Annotated in this window: 16 protein-coding genes and 1 tRNA gene; 11 read left to right on the top strand and 6 right to left on the bottom strand. The window is 66.7% G+C overall.

Annotated elements, in window-relative coordinates:
* Positions 1-31 precede the first annotated feature (31 nt).
* Positions 32-1,000 (top strand): 1,4-dihydroxy-2-naphthoate polyprenyltransferase, encoded by a 969-nt coding sequence (locus ACTU6V_RS14770; RefSeq protein WP_443475929.1) that lies wholly within the window; start codon positions 32-34, stop codon positions 998-1,000.
* A 3-nt stretch (positions 1,001-1,003) separates the two neighbouring features.
* On the opposite strand, the gene ACTU6V_RS14765 is transcribed toward ACTU6V_RS14770, so the two are convergent.
* On the bottom strand, positions 1,004-1,327 hold the full coding sequence (locus tag ACTU6V_RS14765) for a DUF4229 domain-containing protein (protein ID WP_443468785.1): 324 nt from the start codon (positions 1,325-1,327) through the stop codon (positions 1,004-1,006).
* A gap of 109 nt (positions 1,328-1,436) precedes the next feature.
* Between ACTU6V_RS14765 and ACTU6V_RS14760 the strand changes: the two genes are divergently transcribed.
* Positions 1,437-1,509: transfer RNA gene (locus tag ACTU6V_RS14760), tRNA-Met, on the top strand.
* Between the two features lie 15 nt (positions 1,510-1,524).
* On the opposite strand, the gene mdlC is transcribed toward ACTU6V_RS14760, so the two are convergent.
* On the bottom strand, positions 1,525-3,156 hold the full coding sequence (gene mdlC, locus ACTU6V_RS14755) for a benzoylformate decarboxylase (RefSeq protein ID WP_443468786.1): 1,632 nt from the start codon (positions 3,154-3,156) through the stop codon (positions 1,525-1,527).
* 73 nt (positions 3,157-3,229) lie between these two features.
* Here mdlC and ACTU6V_RS14750 point away from each other — a divergent pair, with 73 nt between their 5' ends.
* The 4 genes from ACTU6V_RS14750 to ACTU6V_RS14735 all read left to right on the top strand — a co-directional run bounded on the left by ACTU6V_RS14750 (position 3,230) and on the right by ACTU6V_RS14735 (position 6,589).
* A complete protein-coding gene (locus ACTU6V_RS14750; RefSeq protein WP_443475928.1) occupies positions 3,230-3,562 on the top strand; it encodes a patatin-like phospholipase family protein in 333 nt (110 codons plus the stop codon).
* Between the two features lie 44 nt (positions 3,563-3,606).
* Positions 3,607-3,954, top strand: a complete 348-nt coding sequence (locus ACTU6V_RS14745; RefSeq protein ID WP_443468788.1) for a PLD nuclease N-terminal domain-containing protein — start codon at positions 3,607-3,609, stop codon at positions 3,952-3,954.
* Positions 3,951-5,621, top strand: a complete 1,671-nt coding sequence (gene menD / locus ACTU6V_RS14740) for a 2-succinyl-5-enolpyruvyl-6-hydroxy-3-cyclohexene-1-carboxylic-acid synthase (protein WP_443468789.1) — start codon at positions 3,951-3,953, stop codon at positions 5,619-5,621. The genes ACTU6V_RS14745 and menD overlap by 4 nt, the downstream gene beginning before the upstream one ends.
* A gap of 113 nt (positions 5,622-5,734) precedes the next feature.
* Positions 5,735-6,589, top strand: a complete 855-nt coding sequence (locus ACTU6V_RS14735) for a polyphosphate kinase 2 family protein (protein ID WP_443475927.1) — start codon at positions 5,735-5,737, stop codon at positions 6,587-6,589.
* Here ACTU6V_RS14735 and ACTU6V_RS14730 read toward each other — a convergent pair.
* On the bottom strand, positions 6,586-7,854 hold the full coding sequence (locus ACTU6V_RS14730) for an isochorismate synthase (RefSeq protein ID WP_443475926.1): 1,269 nt from the start codon (positions 7,852-7,854) through the stop codon (positions 6,586-6,588). The genes ACTU6V_RS14735 and ACTU6V_RS14730 overlap by 4 nt on opposite strands.
* Positions 7,855-7,928: 74 nt before the next feature.
* Between ACTU6V_RS14730 and ubiE the strand changes: the two genes are divergently transcribed.
* From ubiE to ACTU6V_RS14715, 3 genes are read left to right on the top strand one after another with little or no spacing between them, the layout of a single operon-like run.
* Positions 7,929-8,666 (top strand): bifunctional demethylmenaquinone methyltransferase/2-methoxy-6-polyprenyl-1,4-benzoquinol methylase UbiE, encoded by a 738-nt coding sequence (gene ubiE, locus ACTU6V_RS14725; RefSeq protein ID WP_443468792.1) that lies wholly within the window; start codon positions 7,929-7,931, stop codon positions 8,664-8,666.
* Positions 8,667-8,687: 21 nt separating this feature from the next.
* Entirely contained in the window at positions 8,688-9,749 is a 1,062-nt protein-coding gene (locus ACTU6V_RS14720) for a polyprenyl synthetase family protein (RefSeq protein ID WP_443468793.1), read from the top strand.
* 51 nt (positions 9,750-9,800) lie between these two features.
* Entirely contained in the window at positions 9,801-11,174 is a 1,374-nt protein-coding gene (locus ACTU6V_RS14715; RefSeq protein WP_443468794.1) for an FAD-dependent oxidoreductase, read from the top strand.
* Positions 11,175-11,182: 8 nt separating this feature from the next.
* Here the strand turns inward: ACTU6V_RS14715 and ACTU6V_RS14710 are convergent, their stop codons facing one another.
* The 3 genes from ACTU6V_RS14710 to ACTU6V_RS14700 all read right to left on the bottom strand — a co-directional run bounded on the left by ACTU6V_RS14710 (position 11,183) and on the right by ACTU6V_RS14700 (position 14,231).
* Positions 11,183-11,473 carry a hypothetical protein gene (locus ACTU6V_RS14710; RefSeq protein ID WP_443475925.1) on the bottom strand — a complete coding sequence of 97 codons (291 nt, stop codon included), beginning with the start codon at positions 11,471-11,473 and terminating at the stop codon, positions 11,183-11,185.
* Between the two features lie 156 nt (positions 11,474-11,629).
* Positions 11,630-12,919: a serine hydrolase domain-containing protein gene (locus ACTU6V_RS14705; protein WP_443475924.1), complete on the bottom strand. Its 1,290-nt coding sequence runs from the start codon at positions 12,917-12,919 to the stop codon at positions 11,630-11,632.
* 19 nt (positions 12,920-12,938) lie between these two features.
* Entirely contained in the window at positions 12,939-14,231 is a 1,293-nt protein-coding gene (locus ACTU6V_RS14700; RefSeq protein WP_443475923.1) for a serine hydrolase domain-containing protein, read from the bottom strand.
* 171 nt (positions 14,232-14,402) lie between these two features.
* On the opposite strand from ACTU6V_RS14700, the gene ACTU6V_RS14695 reads away from it, so the two are divergent.
* Together ACTU6V_RS14695 and ACTU6V_RS14690 are read left to right on the top strand one after the other, a co-directional pair.
* Positions 14,403-16,154: a sensor histidine kinase gene (locus tag ACTU6V_RS14695; RefSeq protein WP_443475922.1), complete on the top strand. Its 1,752-nt coding sequence runs from the start codon at positions 14,403-14,405 to the stop codon at positions 16,152-16,154.
* Positions 16,142-16,795, top strand: a complete 654-nt coding sequence (locus ACTU6V_RS14690; RefSeq protein ID WP_443475921.1) for a response regulator — start codon at positions 16,142-16,144, stop codon at positions 16,793-16,795. Before ACTU6V_RS14695 ends, ACTU6V_RS14690 begins: the two co-directional genes overlap by 13 nt.
* The last annotated feature ends 29 nt before the right edge of the window (positions 16,796-16,824 follow it).

Here is a 16,824-nt window from a genome sequence, read left to right as displayed (position 1 = left end):
GCCGTCCGCGCCAGGGCTAAGATTCCAGATCGTGGCAGCATCCTCAAAGCGCAAGACGTCGACACCCAAGCACAAGCCGGTTCGCACCAGCGGCAACCCCGCGAGACGGCCGATCGTCGAGGCGCCGCCGATCACTGCGCGCGACTGGATCGGAGCCGCGCGTCTGCGCACACTGCCGCTCGCGGTCGCGCCGGTCATCATCGGCACCGGCGCCGCGCAGCTCGTCGATCGCGAGCTGCACTGGGTCATCGCACTGGCTTGCCTCGCCGTCGCCGTGTTCCTGCAGATCGGCGTGAACTTCACGAACGACTACAGTGACGGCATCCGCGGCACCGACGCTCACCGCGTCGGGCCCGCCCGCCTCACAGCCTCCGGCCGGGTCAACCCGCGCGCTGTGCTGCTCATCGGATTGATCTTCTTCGCGCTCGCGGCCGGCATGGGCCTTGCGATCGTGATCCGCACCGGTCAGTGGTGGATGCTGGTGGTTGGGGCTGCGTGCATTATCGCCGCCTGGTTCTACACCGGCGGCAAGCGGCCCTACGGCTATATGGGGCTGGGCGAAGTCTTCGTCTTCGTCTTCTTCGGACTGGTCCCTGTGCTCGGCACCACGTGGGTGCAGGCTTTCTACCTGCCCGTGGAAGCATGGCTCGGTGCCGTCGCCGCAGGCCTGTTCGGATGCGCCGTGCTGCTCGCGAACAACCTGCGCGACATCGATCAGGATCGCGAAGTCGGCAAGCGCACGCTCACTGTGCGCATCGGGAGGCGCCCGACGCAGGTGCTGTACACGGTGTTCGTCGCGGTCCCCTTTGCGATCGCCGTGCTGACCGCACTGCTCTACCCGATCGCGTGGCTCGCCCTGCTGGCACTGCTCGCCGGCATCCCCACGATCATCATCATCTGGACCTACCGCCAGCCGCGCGAACTGGTGATCGCGCTCGGGCTCACCTCTCTGACCGCACTCGCGTACGCGGGCGCGCTGTACTGGGCCTTCGTGGGCTAAGGTTCAGCTCTCACGGTGCGGTTCGCCCGCGGGCGTTTCAGCAGGAGTCTCGTCGATAGCTGTGTCTTCAGCGTCAGCATCCTGCGCGGCCACGCTCGAACGCGTACCCACCCGCGCTTCGCGCTGCTCGTAGATCTCTGCCGATGCGCTGGAGAGCGGCTTGCGCAGGAAGATGATCGAAATGCTCATGCCGATCAGTGCCGCGAAGACCACCGTGAAGTACCAGAGCTCGCGCATGATCGGGAAGAAGAGCCACATGATCGCCAGCGGCACCAGGAACGCCAGCAGCCTCAGCACGGAGTAGACGAGGAGGGGTGGCAGCTTCATGCTTCCAGTGTAGATCGCCATGAAACAGGACGACATTCAGAGTCGCAATCCGAGACATTGTGCCGGGGTGCTGGCGATCCGAATCACGGCTGGGTAGCGTCAAAGTCATCGCGGCGATCCGGGTGGCCCCGGGCTTCAGCTCATACCTGACGGTGTTGCGGGTTCGACTCCCGCCGTCGCGTCTACTCCCGAACGGGCTACACCAGTGGCGGCAGAGTGGGATCGATGGGCACCTCGATGACGGTGGGTCCGGTTCGCTTCCATGCGTCGCCGAGCGCCGTCCGCACCTCCGCCGCTGTTCTCGCAACGACGCCTGTCGCCCCATAGCCCTGCGCTATGAGGTGGGGTGCGATCCCCGGGATATCGAGTCCAGGGACGCCGGGGTTCTTCTGGAATTTCGAGAACGCCTTGAGGATGCCGTACTCCTGATTCGTCGGCACGAGGACCACGAGCGGGAGATCGTGCTGCGCCGCGGTGTAGATCGCCTGCGGCGAGTACTGCATCGACCCGTCGCCGATGATCGCCAGCACGGGCCTGTTGCGCGCCAGATCGCGCTCGGCAAGGGCGATGCCGACGGCTGCCGGAAGATCCCACCCGAGCGCGCCGCTCGCCATGGCGAAATAGCTGTCCGGTGCAGTGAACTCCCACTCCGAGTGGAGGTCGGCGATGTTCGAGGGCGACTCCTGCACGACCACGGTCTCGGCGGGGGATGCCGCGCGCACCACACGGAAGAGCTGCCTCGCGGTCATCCGCTCATCGTCGGCGGCATCCGCCACGTCGGTCTCGGCCGGCGGGTGCGGCGCCAGACGGTGTCCCTGAGTGACGACGGTTGCCTGACTCGCGCGCGCGGGCACGAGTGACGCGAGCGCGCGCAACGCGAGAACGGCATCGGAGACCAGGCTGTCGCCGACCGGGGCCCGACCCGACTCAGCCGGGTCATCCGTGATGTGCAGGAGGCGCGCGCCGGCGGGAAGGTAGTCGCCCGGCACCCACGGGTAGTAGCGGAAGACCGGAGCACCGACGACCAGGACCACGTCGTGTCCTGCGAGCTTCTGCGACAGAAGCCCCTGAGCGAAGGGGAGGCCGCCAGCGTAGAGCGGATGGTCCTCCGGAAACGGAACGCGCTCTCCCGAGGGTGCCGCCCACACCGGCGCGCCGATGCGTTCGGCGAGCGAGACAGCATCGTCCCAGCCGTCACCGCGAGCAATGTCGGATCCGAATACGACGACGGGGTTCTTCGCTGCGGCGACGACGGCGGCGAACTCGGCGATGCGCTCCGGGTCAGGACCGACACGGGTCGTGACCGACCGAACGACCGCGGCGCCGGTGGCTTTCTTATCCCAGTCATCGAGGGGGAGCGAGAGGAACACCGGCCCCTGCGGCGGCTGCATCGCAATGGCGTATGCACGCATGAAAGCTGCGGGGATGTCCTCCGGGCGTGTCGGCTGATATGCCCACTTCACCCACGGCTTCGCGATCGCCTCCGGATCCGGGTTGACGAGCCAAGGCTCAAGCAGAAGCATCTCCCGCGTCTGCTGACCGGCCGTCACGATGAGCGGTGTCTTGTTCTGAAAAGACGAGTCGAGCGTGCCGAGAGCATTGCTGACGCCCGCAGCGGTGTGCACATTGATCAGCGCGGGGCGCCGCATGATCTGTGCGTGACCGTCTGCCATCGCCGTCACGGAGGCTTCATGCAGACCCAGCACGAAGCGGAAGTCGTCGGGGAAGTCCTGCAGGAATGTTTCTTCTGTCGATCCCGGGTTGGCGAAGATCGTCGTGAGTCCGAGCTCACGCAAGAGTTGGAATGTTGCTTCACGAACGGTGGTCATGGCTCAGCTCGCATTCATTCGTCAGGGGCCATCGGTGCGGCGCGTGTTACCTCACGGTGCCAGCTTTCGAGGCATGCGCGAGACTCTTTATGAATCTTTCACCCGGAGTGCCACCTCTGTGTCACCCGCCGTCGGGACCGACCTGCGCGCGAATGTGCCGCACGCCGCTGCGCGTGAACTCGGCGCGGAACGCGTGATCGTCGTGCACCTGCATGCGAAGTGGGAGAACGTCAGGATGACGCGCACTGTCACAGCGATCGTCGACCTCGCGAACGATCCGTCCGTCGTGCTGATTCAGCCTGAGATGCAACGGATGGCGCAGTGGACGATGCGCGACGTTTCTCGGCTTATCACTGAGGGCCGCCGTGCTGCCACCCAAGCTCTCGATGCCCCGCCCGAGTTCTGAGCGGAAGCGAAGACTCTCACAGTGATCCCGCCTAGACTGGAGCTGTGGCAAGAGTACTGATCGTCGGGGGCTTTCTGGCCGTCGTCTTCTGGGTTTTCAGCATCGTGGACTGCGCAGTGCAGCCGGCGACGCGGCATCGCGGCGTGCCCAAGGGTGCCTGGATCGCGATCGTCGTCCTGATCCCGGTGCTCGGCGGCATCCTGTGGTTCGTGATCGGTCGGCGCCGTCGCGGCGACGAGCAGAAGCTGCGCTCCCTCGCCCCAGACGACAACCCCGAGTTCTTGCGGAGCCTCGGAAAGAACGAGCAGGACGAGCGCATCCGCCGCCTCGAAGAAGAACTCGCACGCCTCGACGATGAGACCGACGGCCCTGCCGCGGACTCTCGTTCATGACCTCATCACCAGCTGCGGATTCCGCGGCATCCCTGCTCTCCGAGCTCATCGCCCACGGCGTTCGCGACGCCGTGATCTCACCGGGTTCGCGCTCGCAGGCGCTCGCGCTCGCAGCCCTGCGCTTCGCCCGTGAGGGCGCCATCCGCGTTCATATTCGGATCGACGAGCGGGTCGCCGGCTTCACCGCCCTCGGCATCGCCCGAGAGACTCGCGTACCGGTCGCGGTGATCTGCACCTCCGGAACCGCCGCGGCGAACCTGCTTCCCGCGACGATGGAAGCTTTCCATTCCGGCATCCCGCTGCTTCTGCTCACCGCCGATCGCCCGCCGGAGCTGCGCGGCGTCGGCGCGAACCAGGCGACCATCCAGCCCGGAATGTTCGATGCGTTCGTGCGCTGGCAGCGCGACGCGCCAGTGCCGGGAGACGGCACCTGGGGCGGCCTCGGCGAAGAGGCTGTCACGGTCGCGATGGGGGCGGATGCTGCGCCCACTGCCCTCGCGGGCATCCCGGGCCCGGTGCACCTGAACCTTCCCGCCAGGGAGCCGCTCTCCGGTGCGGTTCCTGCCGGTTTCGTCGCGACCCAGGGTGAGGCCCCGACGCCCGATGCCGGCGAACTGCTCGTTCTCGAACTCGGACAGCGCACGGTCGTCGTGGCTGGTGCCGACGCGGGGGCTGCGGCCGAAGAGATCTCGCACGCGGGATCGTGGCCGCTCATCGCCGAGATCGTCAGCGGTGCGCGCTTCGGACGTCTCGTCGTCCACGGCTACCGCGAGCATCTGCGCGACGAGAACCTCGGCGGCCGCATCGAGCGCGTCGTCGTTCTCGGCCACCCCACGCTCAGCCGTGAAGTCACGGCGCTCCTGAAGCGAGACGATGTCGAGGTCATTGCCGTGCGCTCTGGCGGCGAGGCGCTGAATCTCAACGAGCGCACGCGTGCTGCGGCATCCGTCGCGGTCAGCACGGGGACCTCTGACCGGGCGTGGCTGGGCGAATGGATGCGGGCCTCTGCGGCATCCGTCATCGACCTCAGTGAAGACGCTCCCGATCACGACGGACTGCACTCCACTGATTTCGCCGCCCGCCGCGAGGCGGTGCGCGCGGAGCTCGATGCGGTCCGCCGCCCGCTCGACCGCGAACTGCTCGTCGACGCCGTGTGGCGCGCGACCTGGCCCCATGACCGCCTGATGTTCGGATCGTCCCGGCTCGTCCGCATCGCGGACGCTGTGCTCGGCGGCAAGAAGGTGCCCGTGCACTCCAACCGCGGGCTGGCCGGAATCGACGGCACGATCGCCACCGCCCTGGGTATCGCGATCGCGAGCCAGGCCGACGGGGCGGCGGGCGTGACCCGCGTGCTGCTCGGCGACCTCGCCTTCCTGCACGATGTCGGCTCTCTGCTGCTGCCGCCTGACGAACAGGAGCCGCGCATTCAGGTCGTCGTCGGCAATGACGGGGGAGGGACGATCTTCGACTCGCTCGAGGTCGCAGCCTCCGCCCCTCGGGAAGATCTCGACCGTGCCTTCTACACGCCGCACACCGCTCAGCTCGAACAGCTCGCCCTCGCCTACGGCTGGGACTATCAGCGCGTCACCACGCGCACAGCGCTCGATCAGGCGCTCACCTCGCCCGTCACGGGCCGTCAGATCATCGAGGTTCCGCTCCCGCGTTGAGCCGGGCAACCACCCTCACTCTGGGTCGCGATTTCTGCCGTTCTGAGCGCCGCATACCGACACGAATTGCGACCTGGACGCCGCCCATGCCCGCCCTGGGGCAGGATGTACTCATGAGCGAGCGAGGGTGGACTGCCGACGCAACCGAGATCCTGCGAGTGGGGCAGGACTTCCGGCTCGCGGACGTCGATCCCGGCAGTCACCCCGGCTACGACGGCGACAAGCGCGACGGCGAGGAGGATCTCACGGTCGGGCTCGACGCGCTGGGCGAGCTGCAGGAGCGACTGTTCGCGCAGAGTCGCACCGGCGCCGCGACTGACTCCGTGCTGCTCGTGCTGCAGGCGATGGACTCAGCAGGCAAGGGCGGGATCGTCCGGCACGTCGTGGGCGGCGTCGACCCGCAGGGTGTCGAGCTCGCCGCGTTCAAGGCGCCCACGGCCGAGGAGCGCGAGCATGACTTCCTCTGGCGTGTCGAGAAGCGGCTGCCCCAACCCGGATTCATCGGCGTCTTCGATCGCTCGCACTATGAGGACGTGCTGATCGGTCGGGTGCGCGAGCTCGCTCCGGCCGAGGAGATCGAGCGCCGCTACGGCGCGATCAACGAGTTCGAAGCGCAGGTCGCGGCATCCGGCACGCGCATCATCAAGGTCATGCTGCACATCTCGCCCGAGGAGCAGAAGGAACGGCTCATGGAGCGGCTCGAGCGCCCCGACAAGTACTGGAAGTACAACCCCGGCGACGTCGACGAGCGAATGCTGTGGCCGAAGTACATGCAGGCCTATCAGACGCTCTTCGAACGCACCTCTACCGAGCATGCCCCCTGGTATGTCGTGCCCGCCGACAGCAAATGGTACGCACGCCTCGCCGTGCAGGAGCTGCTGCTGGAGACGATGGAGGCCATCGACCCGCAGTGGCCGGGCGCCGACTTCGATATCGAGGCCGAGAAGAAACGGCTCGCGGCGAGTTAGGCCAGCGCGTCAACCAGTGGGCGGAACTTCACCCTGGTCTCGAGCAATTCGGTCTCGGGGTCGCTCGCGGCGACGATGCCCGCACCCGCATACGCGGTCACGGCGATTGCGTCGTCCCCAGCTGAGAACTGTGCGCACCGCAGCGCGATCGCCCATTCGCCGTTGCCGTTCGCATCGATCCATCCGACCGGCCCCGCGTAGCGGCCGCGATCGAAAGGCTCGAGCTCTCGGATCGCCGCGACAGCGGCGGGCGTGGGGGTGCCCGCGACGGCGGCGGTGGGATGCAGGGCTCCGACGAGATCGAGCGCCGACTCTCCCGCGGACAACTCGCCTTCGACATCGGTGGCGAGATGGAACAGGTTCGGAAGCTTCAGCAGGAAGGGCTGCTCGCTCGATGCCATCGCCCGCACGTGCGGCCGCAGTGACTCCAGAAGCGAGCGCACGGCATACTGGTGCTCGTCGAGGTCCTTGACGCTCGACGCGAGGCGGGAGGATGCTGCGGCATCCTCATCAGCATCCGCACCGCGGCCGATGGTTCCGGCGAGCACTCGCGCGGTCACGGTGCGATCCTGCACGGTGACGAGTGTCTCGGGGCTTGCCCCGATGAGCCCGTCGACCGCGAACGTCCAGGTATCGGGGTAACCCGTTGAGAGTTCACGCACGAGGCGGCGCAGATCAGAGCCCGCGGGGATCGTGCCCTCGAGATCGCGGGCGAGCACGATCTTGCTCGCCTCTCCTGCACCGATCCGCTCCAGAGCGTCACGGATGGAGGCCTGGTAGCCTGCCGGACTCTGACGCCCTGGGCCGACGGTTCCCGCCCAGTGCGGTCCGTACGCGTCGGGGGAGAGAGTGGCGCCCGGCTGATCACCGGGGAGCTCCGTTCCGGATACCGCGATGCGGGTGATCCAGCCGCGCCCCCGGTGGCGCCCCAGAACCATCGACGGAACGACCAGCACGCTGTCGGCCGCTGAGTCCTCGTCGAAGGTCAGTGCGCCGAACCCGACCAAACCGGTGCCAGGCAACTGCACAGGGTCATCGATCTCAGCGGCGTCGGTGAGCGCGCGCCAGGACTCTGCGATCACGTCGCTGCGCAGCGGGCCACGGTCGGCGGGCACTCTGATGGTCACCGGTGCGCTGTCGCCGACGGCGACGATGCCGTCGCCGCGCCGGAGCCAGGCGAGGGGGAAGTGCGGATGCGCATAGGCCAGCAGATCGTCGACCGGGTCGAACTCACGGGTCTGCACGACCAGGCGGGTGCTGCTCACCCATCCAGTTTAGGCGCCGGGGGACCCCTCGCCGGCGCCGCGCGCAGACAGCCAGGCCGATCTAGACTGGTCGGATGAGCCAGCCCAATCGCGCCGACCTCGGCAAAGACCCGCAGCGCGTCAGCGGCATGTTCGATCAGGTGGCCGCCGGCTACGACCGCACGAACACGGTCATGACGTTCGGAAACGACGCGCTCTGGCGTGCGGCGACCACCCGTGCGGTCGCCCCCGAGCGCGGTGAGCGGATCCTCGATCTCGCGGCAGGAACAGCTTCTTCGTCAGCATCCCTCGCGGCCAGTGGAGCCGATGTCGTCGCGGCCGATTTCTCACCCGGGATGCTCGCTGAGGGCAAGCGTCGCCACGGACACCTGGGGAACTTGAGCTTCGTCGAGGCAGACGCCATGAACCTGCCGTTCGCCGATGATGAGTTCGATGCCGTCACGATGTCGTACGGGCTGCGCAACGTGCAGCAGCCGAAGAAGGCGCTCGCTGAGCTGTTCCGGGTCACCAAGCCAGGGGGTCGCCTCGTGATCAACGAGTTCTCCACCCCTCCTGGCGCACTGTTCCGCGGCCTCTACCGCTTCTACAACGCCCAGGTACTGCCACGCGTGGCACGTCTGGCCGGCACCAACAGCGATGCCTATGACTATCTGAACGAGTCGATCCGCGACTGGCCCGATCAGAAGAAGCTCTCGGCGTGGATCCGGCAGGCGGGCTGGACGAACGTCGAGTACCGCAACCTCACTTTCGGCATCGTCGCGCTGCACCGTGCGGTCAAACCAGCATCCGCTCCGATGACGAAGCCTGAGTGAGCCGCAGGTAGGGTGGACACCGTGACTTCGAGCCCCGCTGCCCCGGGTTCGCGCCTCGCGAACCGTCTGGGCTTCAGCGACCGCGTGTTCCTCGGCCCTGTTGCGCGTCGTGTCGCGCGTCAGATCGAGGATGGGCTCGAACTCGTCGAGAATGGGCTGTCCGAAGACCTGCGCGTTGCAGACTCCCTCGTCGATGCATCCGCCCGGTACCTGTACGAGGCCGGTGGCAAGCGCATCCGTCCCGTACTCACGCTGCTGACCGCGCAGCTCGGTGATGGCAACATCCCGGCAGTGATCGACATTGCGAAGGCGCTGGAGATCACCCACCTGGGCTCCCTCTATCATGACGACGTCATGGACGGCGCTGACCGTCGCCGTGGGGTTCCCGCGGCGCAGGCGGTGTGGGGCAACAACGTCGCCATCCTCACCGGAGACATCCTCTTCTCTCGCGCGAGCCAGCTCATGGCGAAGCACGGCGACCGGGCGATCCGCCTGCAGGCCGACACCTTCGAGCGGCTCGTGATGGGCCAGCTCCATGAGACCGTCGGCGCTCAGCCCGATGACGACCCGATCGAGTTCTACATTCAGGTGCTGGCCGACAAGACCGGTTCGCTCATCGCCGCGGCGACGCAGGGTGGTGCGATCTTCTCGAACGCGCCGGAGGAGTGCATCGAGCCGCTGCGTCTGTACGGCGAGAAGGTCGGCATCGCGTTCCAGCTGCTCGACGATGTGATCGACCTCTCGGCGAGCCCCGAAGAGACCGGAAAGGTGCCAGGCACCGATCTGCGTGCAGGCGTTCCCACCATGCCGTACCTGTTGCTCAAAGCAGAGACGGATGCTGCCTCCACCGATCTCGCAACCCGCATCGACGACGGGGTGGAGCGGATCGCCGCCGGTGAGGATGCCGTTATCCTCGACCAGCCGCTTGCCGAACTGCGTGATCACGTGGTCACGCAGAAGACGCTCGACCTTGCCCGCTCATGGACTCGTGACGCCATCGACGCATTGGCGCCGCTGCCCAAGGGCACGGTGCGTGAGGCGCTGACGCGCTTCGCAGAAACTCTCGCAGACCGCAGCAGTTGATCGCCCCCATCGTCGATCAGGCTCTTCGCTGCAGCATCCGAAAGGACTCTCATGACCAAACTCCGCCTGGCCATCGTCGGAGCAGGCCCCGCCGGCATCTATGCCGCTGACATCCTGCTCAAGACCGAGCGCTCCTTTGACGTGTCGATCGATCTGTTCGAGCAGCTCCCGGCGCCCTACGGGCTCGTCCGCTACGGCGTGGCCCCTGACCACCCTCGCATCAAGGGCGTGATCAACGCGCTTCGTGATGTGCTCGACCGCGGTGACATCCGCATCTTCGGCAACGTGCGCTTCGGCGAGGACATCACACTCGACGACCTCAAGAAGCACTACAACGCCGTGATCTTCGCCACGGGCGCGATCCGTGACACGACGCTGGACGTCCCTGGAATCGACGCCGAAGGCTCTTACGGTGCTGCAGACTTCGTGAGCTGGTTCGACGGTCACCCCGACGTGCCGCGCGACTGGCCGCTGGATGCAGAGTCGGTCGCCGTGCTCGGCAACGGCAACGTCGCGCTCGACGTGGCGCGCATGCTCGCCAAGCACGCCGAAGACTTGCTGCCCACTGAGATCCCCGACAACGTGCACACGGTGCTTGAGGGCTCGAAGGTCACAGACGTCCACATCTTCGGTCGCCGTGGCCCCGCGCAGGTGAAGTTCACCCCGCTCGAGCTGCGCGAGCTCGGTGAGCTGCGCGATGTCGACACGGTCATCTACGACGAGGACTTCGACTACGACGAAGCATCCCTCGCGGCGATCGCCAGCAACAAGCAGGTCAAGGTCATCGACCGCATCCTGCAGCAGTGGCGCACGCGTCCGTCGGTGAACAACGCCGGGGGAGAAGCGAGTCGCCGCCTTCACCTGCATTTCTGGGCCAAGCCGGTCGAGATCAAGACGGATGCTGAGGGCAAGGTCGCAGCGATCGTCTACGAGCGCACCAAGCCTGACGGCTCCGGCGGAATGACCGGCACCGGCGAGCTGCGCGAGGTGGCGATCGGTCAGATGTACCGCGCGGTCGGCTACTTCGGCTCACCGCTGAAAGACGTGCCGTTCGACAAGAAGCACGGCGTGATCCCGAACCGCGAGGGGCAGGTCATCGCGAAGGACTCCAACCAGCGCGTCCCAGGCATCTACGCCACCGGCTGGATCAAGCGAGGACCTGTGGGTCTCATCGGCCACACCAAGTCCGACGCCATGGAGACCGTGCAGCACCTCGTGAACGATCAGGGCTCCTGGTGGGATCCCGCTGACCCATCCGAGGCTGCGATTCCCGCGCTCCTCGAGTCTCGCGGCATCCAGTGGACCGACCTCGACGGCTGGCACCGCCTCGACGAGCACGAGGTCGCGCTCGGCGCACCGCAGGAGCGCGTGCGCGTCAAGGTCGTCCCTCGCGACGAGATGGTGCGGATCTCTCGCGGCGAGTAACGCCTCCGTCAGTTTGCGGGTGCGGTGACCTCGACTGTGAAGGTCACCGACTCGTCGCTGCTCGAGTTGTCGAGCGTGACCTCGGTCTCACCGACTTCGAGTGCGGTCAGGCCCGGGTTGAACTGAGCGCTGCCGTCGTCCTTGCCCGGAGTGAACTCGACGATCTTCTCGTCCGCGATCTCGGCGGTCCAGTCGGTGAAGGTCTCGTCGTCGCCGGTGAGGTCGATCACGTTGCCTTTGGCGACCTCAACGGTCGTGCCGTTGATCTCGCCGATGTTCACGATGACGGGTGCGATCATCCCGGCCTCCTCATTCGTCCCACCGGAGGACGAGCATCCGACGAGAGAGAACGCGGTGCCCAGAGCGAGGGCCAAGGCCCCGGCACGGCGGAAGGAGCTGCGGCGGTGCGACATGGGGTCCTCTCGACGATGATGCGCTCAGTTTAGAGGTACGGCTCAGCCTGCGGGAGGAGTTTCTGGGGCGGCGGGGTTGCTGGTGGGCACGACGGATGCTCCGTAGAGGGCGGCGATGATCGTCTTGGCGACCACGACGGCAGCCGTCTCACCGTCGACGGGAGAGGCCGAGAGGTTCGCCCCGACGATGATCGTGTCATCGGTGTTCTTGTTGTAGACCATGAACGTCGAGTAGCCGGGGAGCTGGCCGTCGTGGCCGAGGATGCCGGGCGCGAACTGCGCGATTCCGAGTCCGTAGCCGACGCCGCCGGTCTGGCCCGCGACGGTGGGCTGCACGCTGTCGAGGCGGATCTTCTGCATCGCGTCATCGAGCAGGCCTCCGCCGACCAGTGCCTTGACGTAGACGGCGAGATCGTCGGGAGTCGAGATCGCGCCACCGGCGGTCCATGCCCATGAGGGGTTCGCGTCGGTCTGATCGATCGGTGCAAGGGTGCCGTCGAGCGCTGCCGGAAGCTCGTCTGCGGGGACGGCGTAGGAGTCGATCGTCTCCAGGTTGGAGCCGAACTGGTACCCCTGCGCGTGGGGCGAGGGGATCGTTGCATCCGAGGGCTCAGGCAGTGATGAGTTCTTCAGGCCCAACGGCTCGAAGATCCGCTCCTGGAAGGCATCGGATGCCGACATGCCGGTGAGCTGCTCGATCACCAGGCCCAGCAGCACGATGTTCGTGTTGCTGTACTCATACTGCGTGCCGGGTGCGAAGTTCGCGGGATACGCGAAGGCGATCGCGAGCAGCTCATCGGGCGTCCACGCCTTCTGCGGGTCCTCGTCGAGAGCCGCGTTGAACGCGGGGTCGAAGGAGTAGCTGACCAGGCCGCTGCGCATCTCAGAGAGCTGTGCGATCGTGATGTTCTCGCCGCCCGGCACGTCGGGGCGGAACTTCGAGATCGGATCATCGAGTGAGAGCAGACCTTCTCCGACCAGCTGCAGGACGATCGTCGACGTCATCGTCTTCGTGTTGCTTCCGATGCGGAAGAAGTCATCCATCGACATCGGCACTGACCTGCCGAGCTCGGCAGTGCCGAAGGTCGCAGACCAGTCGCCCTTCTCCGGAGAGAGGATCTTCACGACGACCCCGGGGATCGCGTTCTGTGCCATGACCTCCGGGATCTTCGCCTGCAGGGTCGCGGCGTACTCCGGCGCAGCATCCGTCGTCGAGGAAGTCGACGTGCCCGACGGGCCGGAGGATGCCGGGCTCGGAGCGCTGCACCCGCTCACGAGCAGCATGGTGCTGACGGCTGCCGCCGCCAGGAGGGTTCTGGAGTTCTTCATCATGTCTGCGTTCCTGGGTCTGTCAGTGCGCGGGTGCGGTGGTGGGTGCTGGTGGGGGATTCTCGGGCACGATCTCAGAGGCGAGCTGGGTCGCCAGTGTTGCGGCGTAGTTCTCGAGGTTCCCGTTCCATTCGTCTGCCGTGTAGCTCTGGGCCCCCGGCACGATCGAGACGGAGACCGTCACCGACCCGATCGGAGACTGCGCCTCGGGCAGGGTGGCAACGGCGGCCTGGTACCCGCCGAAGAGCGGGGTCTGCATCACCCAGTCGCCGCGGAGGAACACCCCGAGTCCGTAAGTCCATTCCGTGGTCAGCGTGTGACAGGAGCGGCATCCCTCGAGCGGGGCTCCGAAGCCGATCAGATCTGTCGAGATCATTGCCTGGTGCGACTCGTCGCTGAGCAGTTCTCCGCGCCCGACGATGGCATCGAAGCTCGAGGTCATGTCATCGATCGTGGTGGTCTCGATCGCGCCGTGGGGGAGCGTCCACGAGGGGTTCCAGTAAGTCGAGTCCTCGAAGATGCCGCGTTCGGCGGTGAAGCCGTGCACGACAGGGCTTGGAATGTGGGCGGTGACGTCTGCCACCGTGCCGTCGAGTGACAGCGGGCCCAGGACGTACTTCTCGACCAGCTCAGCGAGCGTCTTGCCACTCTCCGCCTCGAGCACGTGGGAGAGGATGATGTAGCCTGCGTGCGAGTAGTCCCAGTTCTCACCCGGAGCGAAGAGCCGAGGGCTCGCCTCGCTGTAGGCGAGAAGCTCCTTTTCGGTCCACGCGCGGAACGGGTCTGCTGCCTGCGCGGTGAGGAAGTCAGCGTTCGCGACATGATCGGGGTATCCCGAGGTCATGGATGCCAGCATCCGTGGCGTGGCCTGGTCTCCACCGGGCAGGTCGGGCAGCCAGCGTGAGATCGGTTCGTCGATATCGATCAGGCCTTCGTCGGCCATCGCGAGCATGGCCGCCGCCACGTACATGATGGCGACAGCCCCATTGCGGAAGCGCCCGTCCTCGGTGACCGGGAAACCGGTCATCGATTCGCCGTATGTCACCGTGTCGATCACGCGACCGTCGACCATCACTTGAGCGACGAGCGAGGTGAACTGCTTCCGCGCGAATTCCTGCTGGGTGAGGTCGGTCAGCACAGCGCTGATCGCCTTGTCCTCCGCTGCCTGAGCTGTCGGTGGCGGCGTGCTCTCAGACACGCTGGCTCCTGTGCAGCCGGTCAGCGCGAGGGCTGCCGCGAGTGCGACTGCTGCCCCCGCACGCAGTGCGCGCCCACCTCGTTCCGTACTGGCCGAATACACACGTGGAGAGCCCATGTTCGGTAGCGTATGCACCTCGGCGGAGGGCAGATAGAGACCTAGGTCGCCAGATTCGCCGCACCCTCCCACAACACTCGTACGGCACTTGCACCCGTGCAGAGAACGTGGTCATGATGAGACAGCGTCGAGCGCGAACGCACATACTTCCACGGCGAGGAACCCATCCAGATGAGCACGGGCGCGAGCGCACCGATACGGCGATCCTTCAATCGCGCGCTCTTCGTGATCCTGTGCGCGGGAGTGCTGCTCAACACGGCTCTCGTCGCGCTGCTGCCCCTTCATGGGCCGCTCGGACCGGTGCTCGCGCTCTTCCCGGTCAACGTCCTGATCTATCTCGGCGCAGGTGTTCTCGCCTGGCACTACCGGCCGAGCAATCGGATGGGCGCGCTCATCCTGCTCACGGGCGTCTGGATGCTTCTCGGCGGGCTGGGCAACACGGATGTCGCAGCCCTCGCAGCGCTCGGCACCATCGCCGGCAGCATGCCTCTTGCCGGATTCGTGCACCTGCTGCTGGCCTTTCCTGCAGGTCGCGTGCGGGGAGCGGTCGCGCGCGCGACCGTGATCGCCGCATATGTCACCTCGTTGCTCTTGCAGGTCCCTCGCTACCTTTTCGCACCGGATGTTGCGGCTCCTGGCCTGATGATCGCTGATGTCCCCGCGTTCGAGCAGTGGGGCGGGGGCGTGCAGGAGTTCGTCGGCTTCCTGGTTTTGACGAGCACCCTCATCGTGCTCGCGGATCGCCTTCGGCGATCGACCGCAGTGGAACGGCGTGTCCTGGTGCCGCTCTACGGGTACGGGATCGTCGCGCTGGTCGTGCTGCTCTTCGCTTCCCGCATCCTGGGGCCGGTGCTCGGCTGGGCGCCGACGGATGTTGCGGCACTGCAGCTGCTGGTGTTCTGCGGCGTGCCGATCGCGTTCGCGCTCGGAACACTGCGCGGAGGCGTGGCAAGGACCGGCGAGCTAGAAGAACTCGGCGTCTGGCTCGGCGAAGTCGGCAGCGTCAAACCTGCGATCGGCGCAGCGCTCGCCCGCACGCTCGGTGACCCCACGCTGGAAGTCTGGTTCTGGGTGCCCGCTCGCGAAGGCTACGTCGACACCGAGGGAGTCGAGGTGACCTCCGAACGTCAGCAAGCGCATCGCGTGGTCGAAACCGTCGAGCTGGATGGGCGACGGATCGGCGCCATCTCGTGCGATATCGCGCTCATGGCCGAGCCAGGACTCGTGCGCACCGCCGGTCGCGTGGTCGCGATCGCGCTTGACCGTGAGAGGTTGATCGCCGAGCTTCTGGCGAGCAGTCGCGCGCTGCAGTCATCGCGTGAGCGGCTGGTCGAAGTCGCCGACCGCGAGCGGCGCCGTATCGCGCAGGATCTGCATGACGGGCTGCAGGCGCAACTCGTGCTTCTGGCGCTGGAGGCGCAGCAGATCGCGCACATCGGCGCCGACGAAGAGACAGTGCGCGAGCGCGCGACCGAGCTGCGCAAAGGAATCGATGCGGCAGCGTCGGGACTGCGCGAGGTGGTGTATTCGGTCATGCCCGCTGCCCTTTCCCAGCGCGGGCTGTCCGCGGCGGCCGAGGACCTTGTAGATCGGGTGCCGGTGCCCACGACCCTCGACCTGAACGTCGCCGACAACGAATGCTCCCCCGTTGTGGAGAGCACCGCGTACTTCGTCGTCGCCGAAGCACTGGCGAATGCCATCAAGCACTCGCGGGCCGGGGCCATCGCCGTCCAGCTGGGTCGCGATGGCGACGTGCTGCACGTCGAGGTGCGAGACAACGGCGATGGCGGAGCACGGGTCGGGCGTGGTTTCGGCCTGACCGGAATGGTCGAGCGGGTGGAAGCCCTGGGCGGCACCGTGCACATCGAGAGCCCAGACGGCAGCGGCACGACAGTACGAGCGGAGATCCCATGCGGGTTGTGATCGGAGAAGACGAGGCGCTCCTGCGCCGTGGGCTCGAACTGATGCTGGGTGATGCCGGCTTCGAGGTCGTCGACTCGGCCGCAGATGCGCCCGCGCTCGAGCGTGCCGTCGAAGAGCACCGGCCCGATCTCGTCGTGACGGACATTCGGATGCCGCCGAGCTTCACCGACGATGGTCTGAGGGTGGCTCTGCGCATCCGCGCCCAGCTGCCGCAGACCGCTGTGGTGGTGCTCTCGCAGCACGTGCAGCGCAGGTATGCCGTGGAGCTGCTCTCTGGGCAGACCGGCGGTATCGGCTACCTCCTCAAACAGCGAATCGCCGACGTCGACGAGTTCCTGGGCGATCTTCGCCGTGTCGCGGAGGGCGGCACGGCGATCGACCCCGATGTCGTTGCGGTCATGATCTCTCGTGCCAGCCGGTCGGACTCCGCCGTGGGAGCCTTGACCACCCGGCAGCAGGAGGTTCTCTCGCTGATGGCAGAGGGGCGCAGCAACGCATCGATCGCCGGCAGGCTCTTCCTCACCGAGAAGGCGGTCGTGCAGCACGCCTCGCGCATCTACGATGCGCTGTCATTGGCCGTCGACTCCGATGCGCACCGGCGGGTGCTCGCCGTGCTGCAGTATCTGAACCGCGAGGGCTGACGGTCCTCCGGCGCGTGCGGTCCCGGCGG

Source organism: Microbacterium zouquanmingi, from assembly GCF_052266675.1.
Taxonomy (GTDB): Bacteria; Actinomycetota; Actinomycetes; order Actinomycetales; family Microbacteriaceae; genus Microbacterium.
This window is presented reverse-complemented; position numbering and strand designations above follow the sequence as displayed.

Excerpts from the sequence above, each read along its gene's own strand:
- ACTU6V_RS14765 (WP_443468785.1), bottom strand. The coding sequence starts at position 1,327 with ATGAAGCTGCCACCCCTCCTCGTCTACTCCGTGCTGAGGCTGCTGGCG.
- mdlC (WP_443468786.1), bottom strand. The coding sequence starts at position 3,156 with ATGACCACCGTTCGTGAAGCAACATTCCAACTCTTGCGTGAGCTCGGA.
- ACTU6V_RS14750 (WP_443475928.1), top strand. The coding sequence starts at position 3,230 with ATGCGCGAGACTCTTTATGAATCTTTCACCCGGAGTGCCACCTCTGTG.
- menD (WP_443468789.1), top strand. The coding sequence starts at position 3,951 with ATGACCTCATCACCAGCTGCGGATTCCGCGGCATCCCTGCTCTCCGAG.
- ACTU6V_RS14735 (WP_443475927.1), top strand. The coding sequence starts at position 5,735 with ATGAGCGAGCGAGGGTGGACTGCCGACGCAACCGAGATCCTGCGAGTG.
- ubiE (WP_443468792.1), top strand. The coding sequence starts at position 7,929 with ATGAGCCAGCCCAATCGCGCCGACCTCGGCAAAGACCCGCAGCGCGTC.
- ACTU6V_RS14715 (WP_443468794.1), top strand. The coding sequence starts at position 9,801 with ATGACCAAACTCCGCCTGGCCATCGTCGGAGCAGGCCCCGCCGGCATC.
- ACTU6V_RS14710 (WP_443475925.1), bottom strand. The coding sequence starts at position 11,473 with ATGATCGCACCCGTCATCGTGAACATCGGCGAGATCAACGGCACGACC.
- ACTU6V_RS14705 (WP_443475924.1), bottom strand. The coding sequence starts at position 12,919 with ATGATGAAGAACTCCAGAACCCTCCTGGCGGCGGCAGCCGTCAGCACC.
- ACTU6V_RS14700 (WP_443475923.1), bottom strand. The coding sequence starts at position 14,231 with ATGGGCTCTCCACGTGTGTATTCGGCCAGTACGGAACGAGGTGGGCGC.
- ACTU6V_RS14695 (WP_443475922.1), top strand. The coding sequence starts at position 14,403 with ATGAGCACGGGCGCGAGCGCACCGATACGGCGATCCTTCAATCGCGCG.
- ACTU6V_RS14690 (WP_443475921.1), top strand. The coding sequence starts at position 16,142 with ATGCGGGTTGTGATCGGAGAAGACGAGGCGCTCCTGCGCCGTGGGCTC.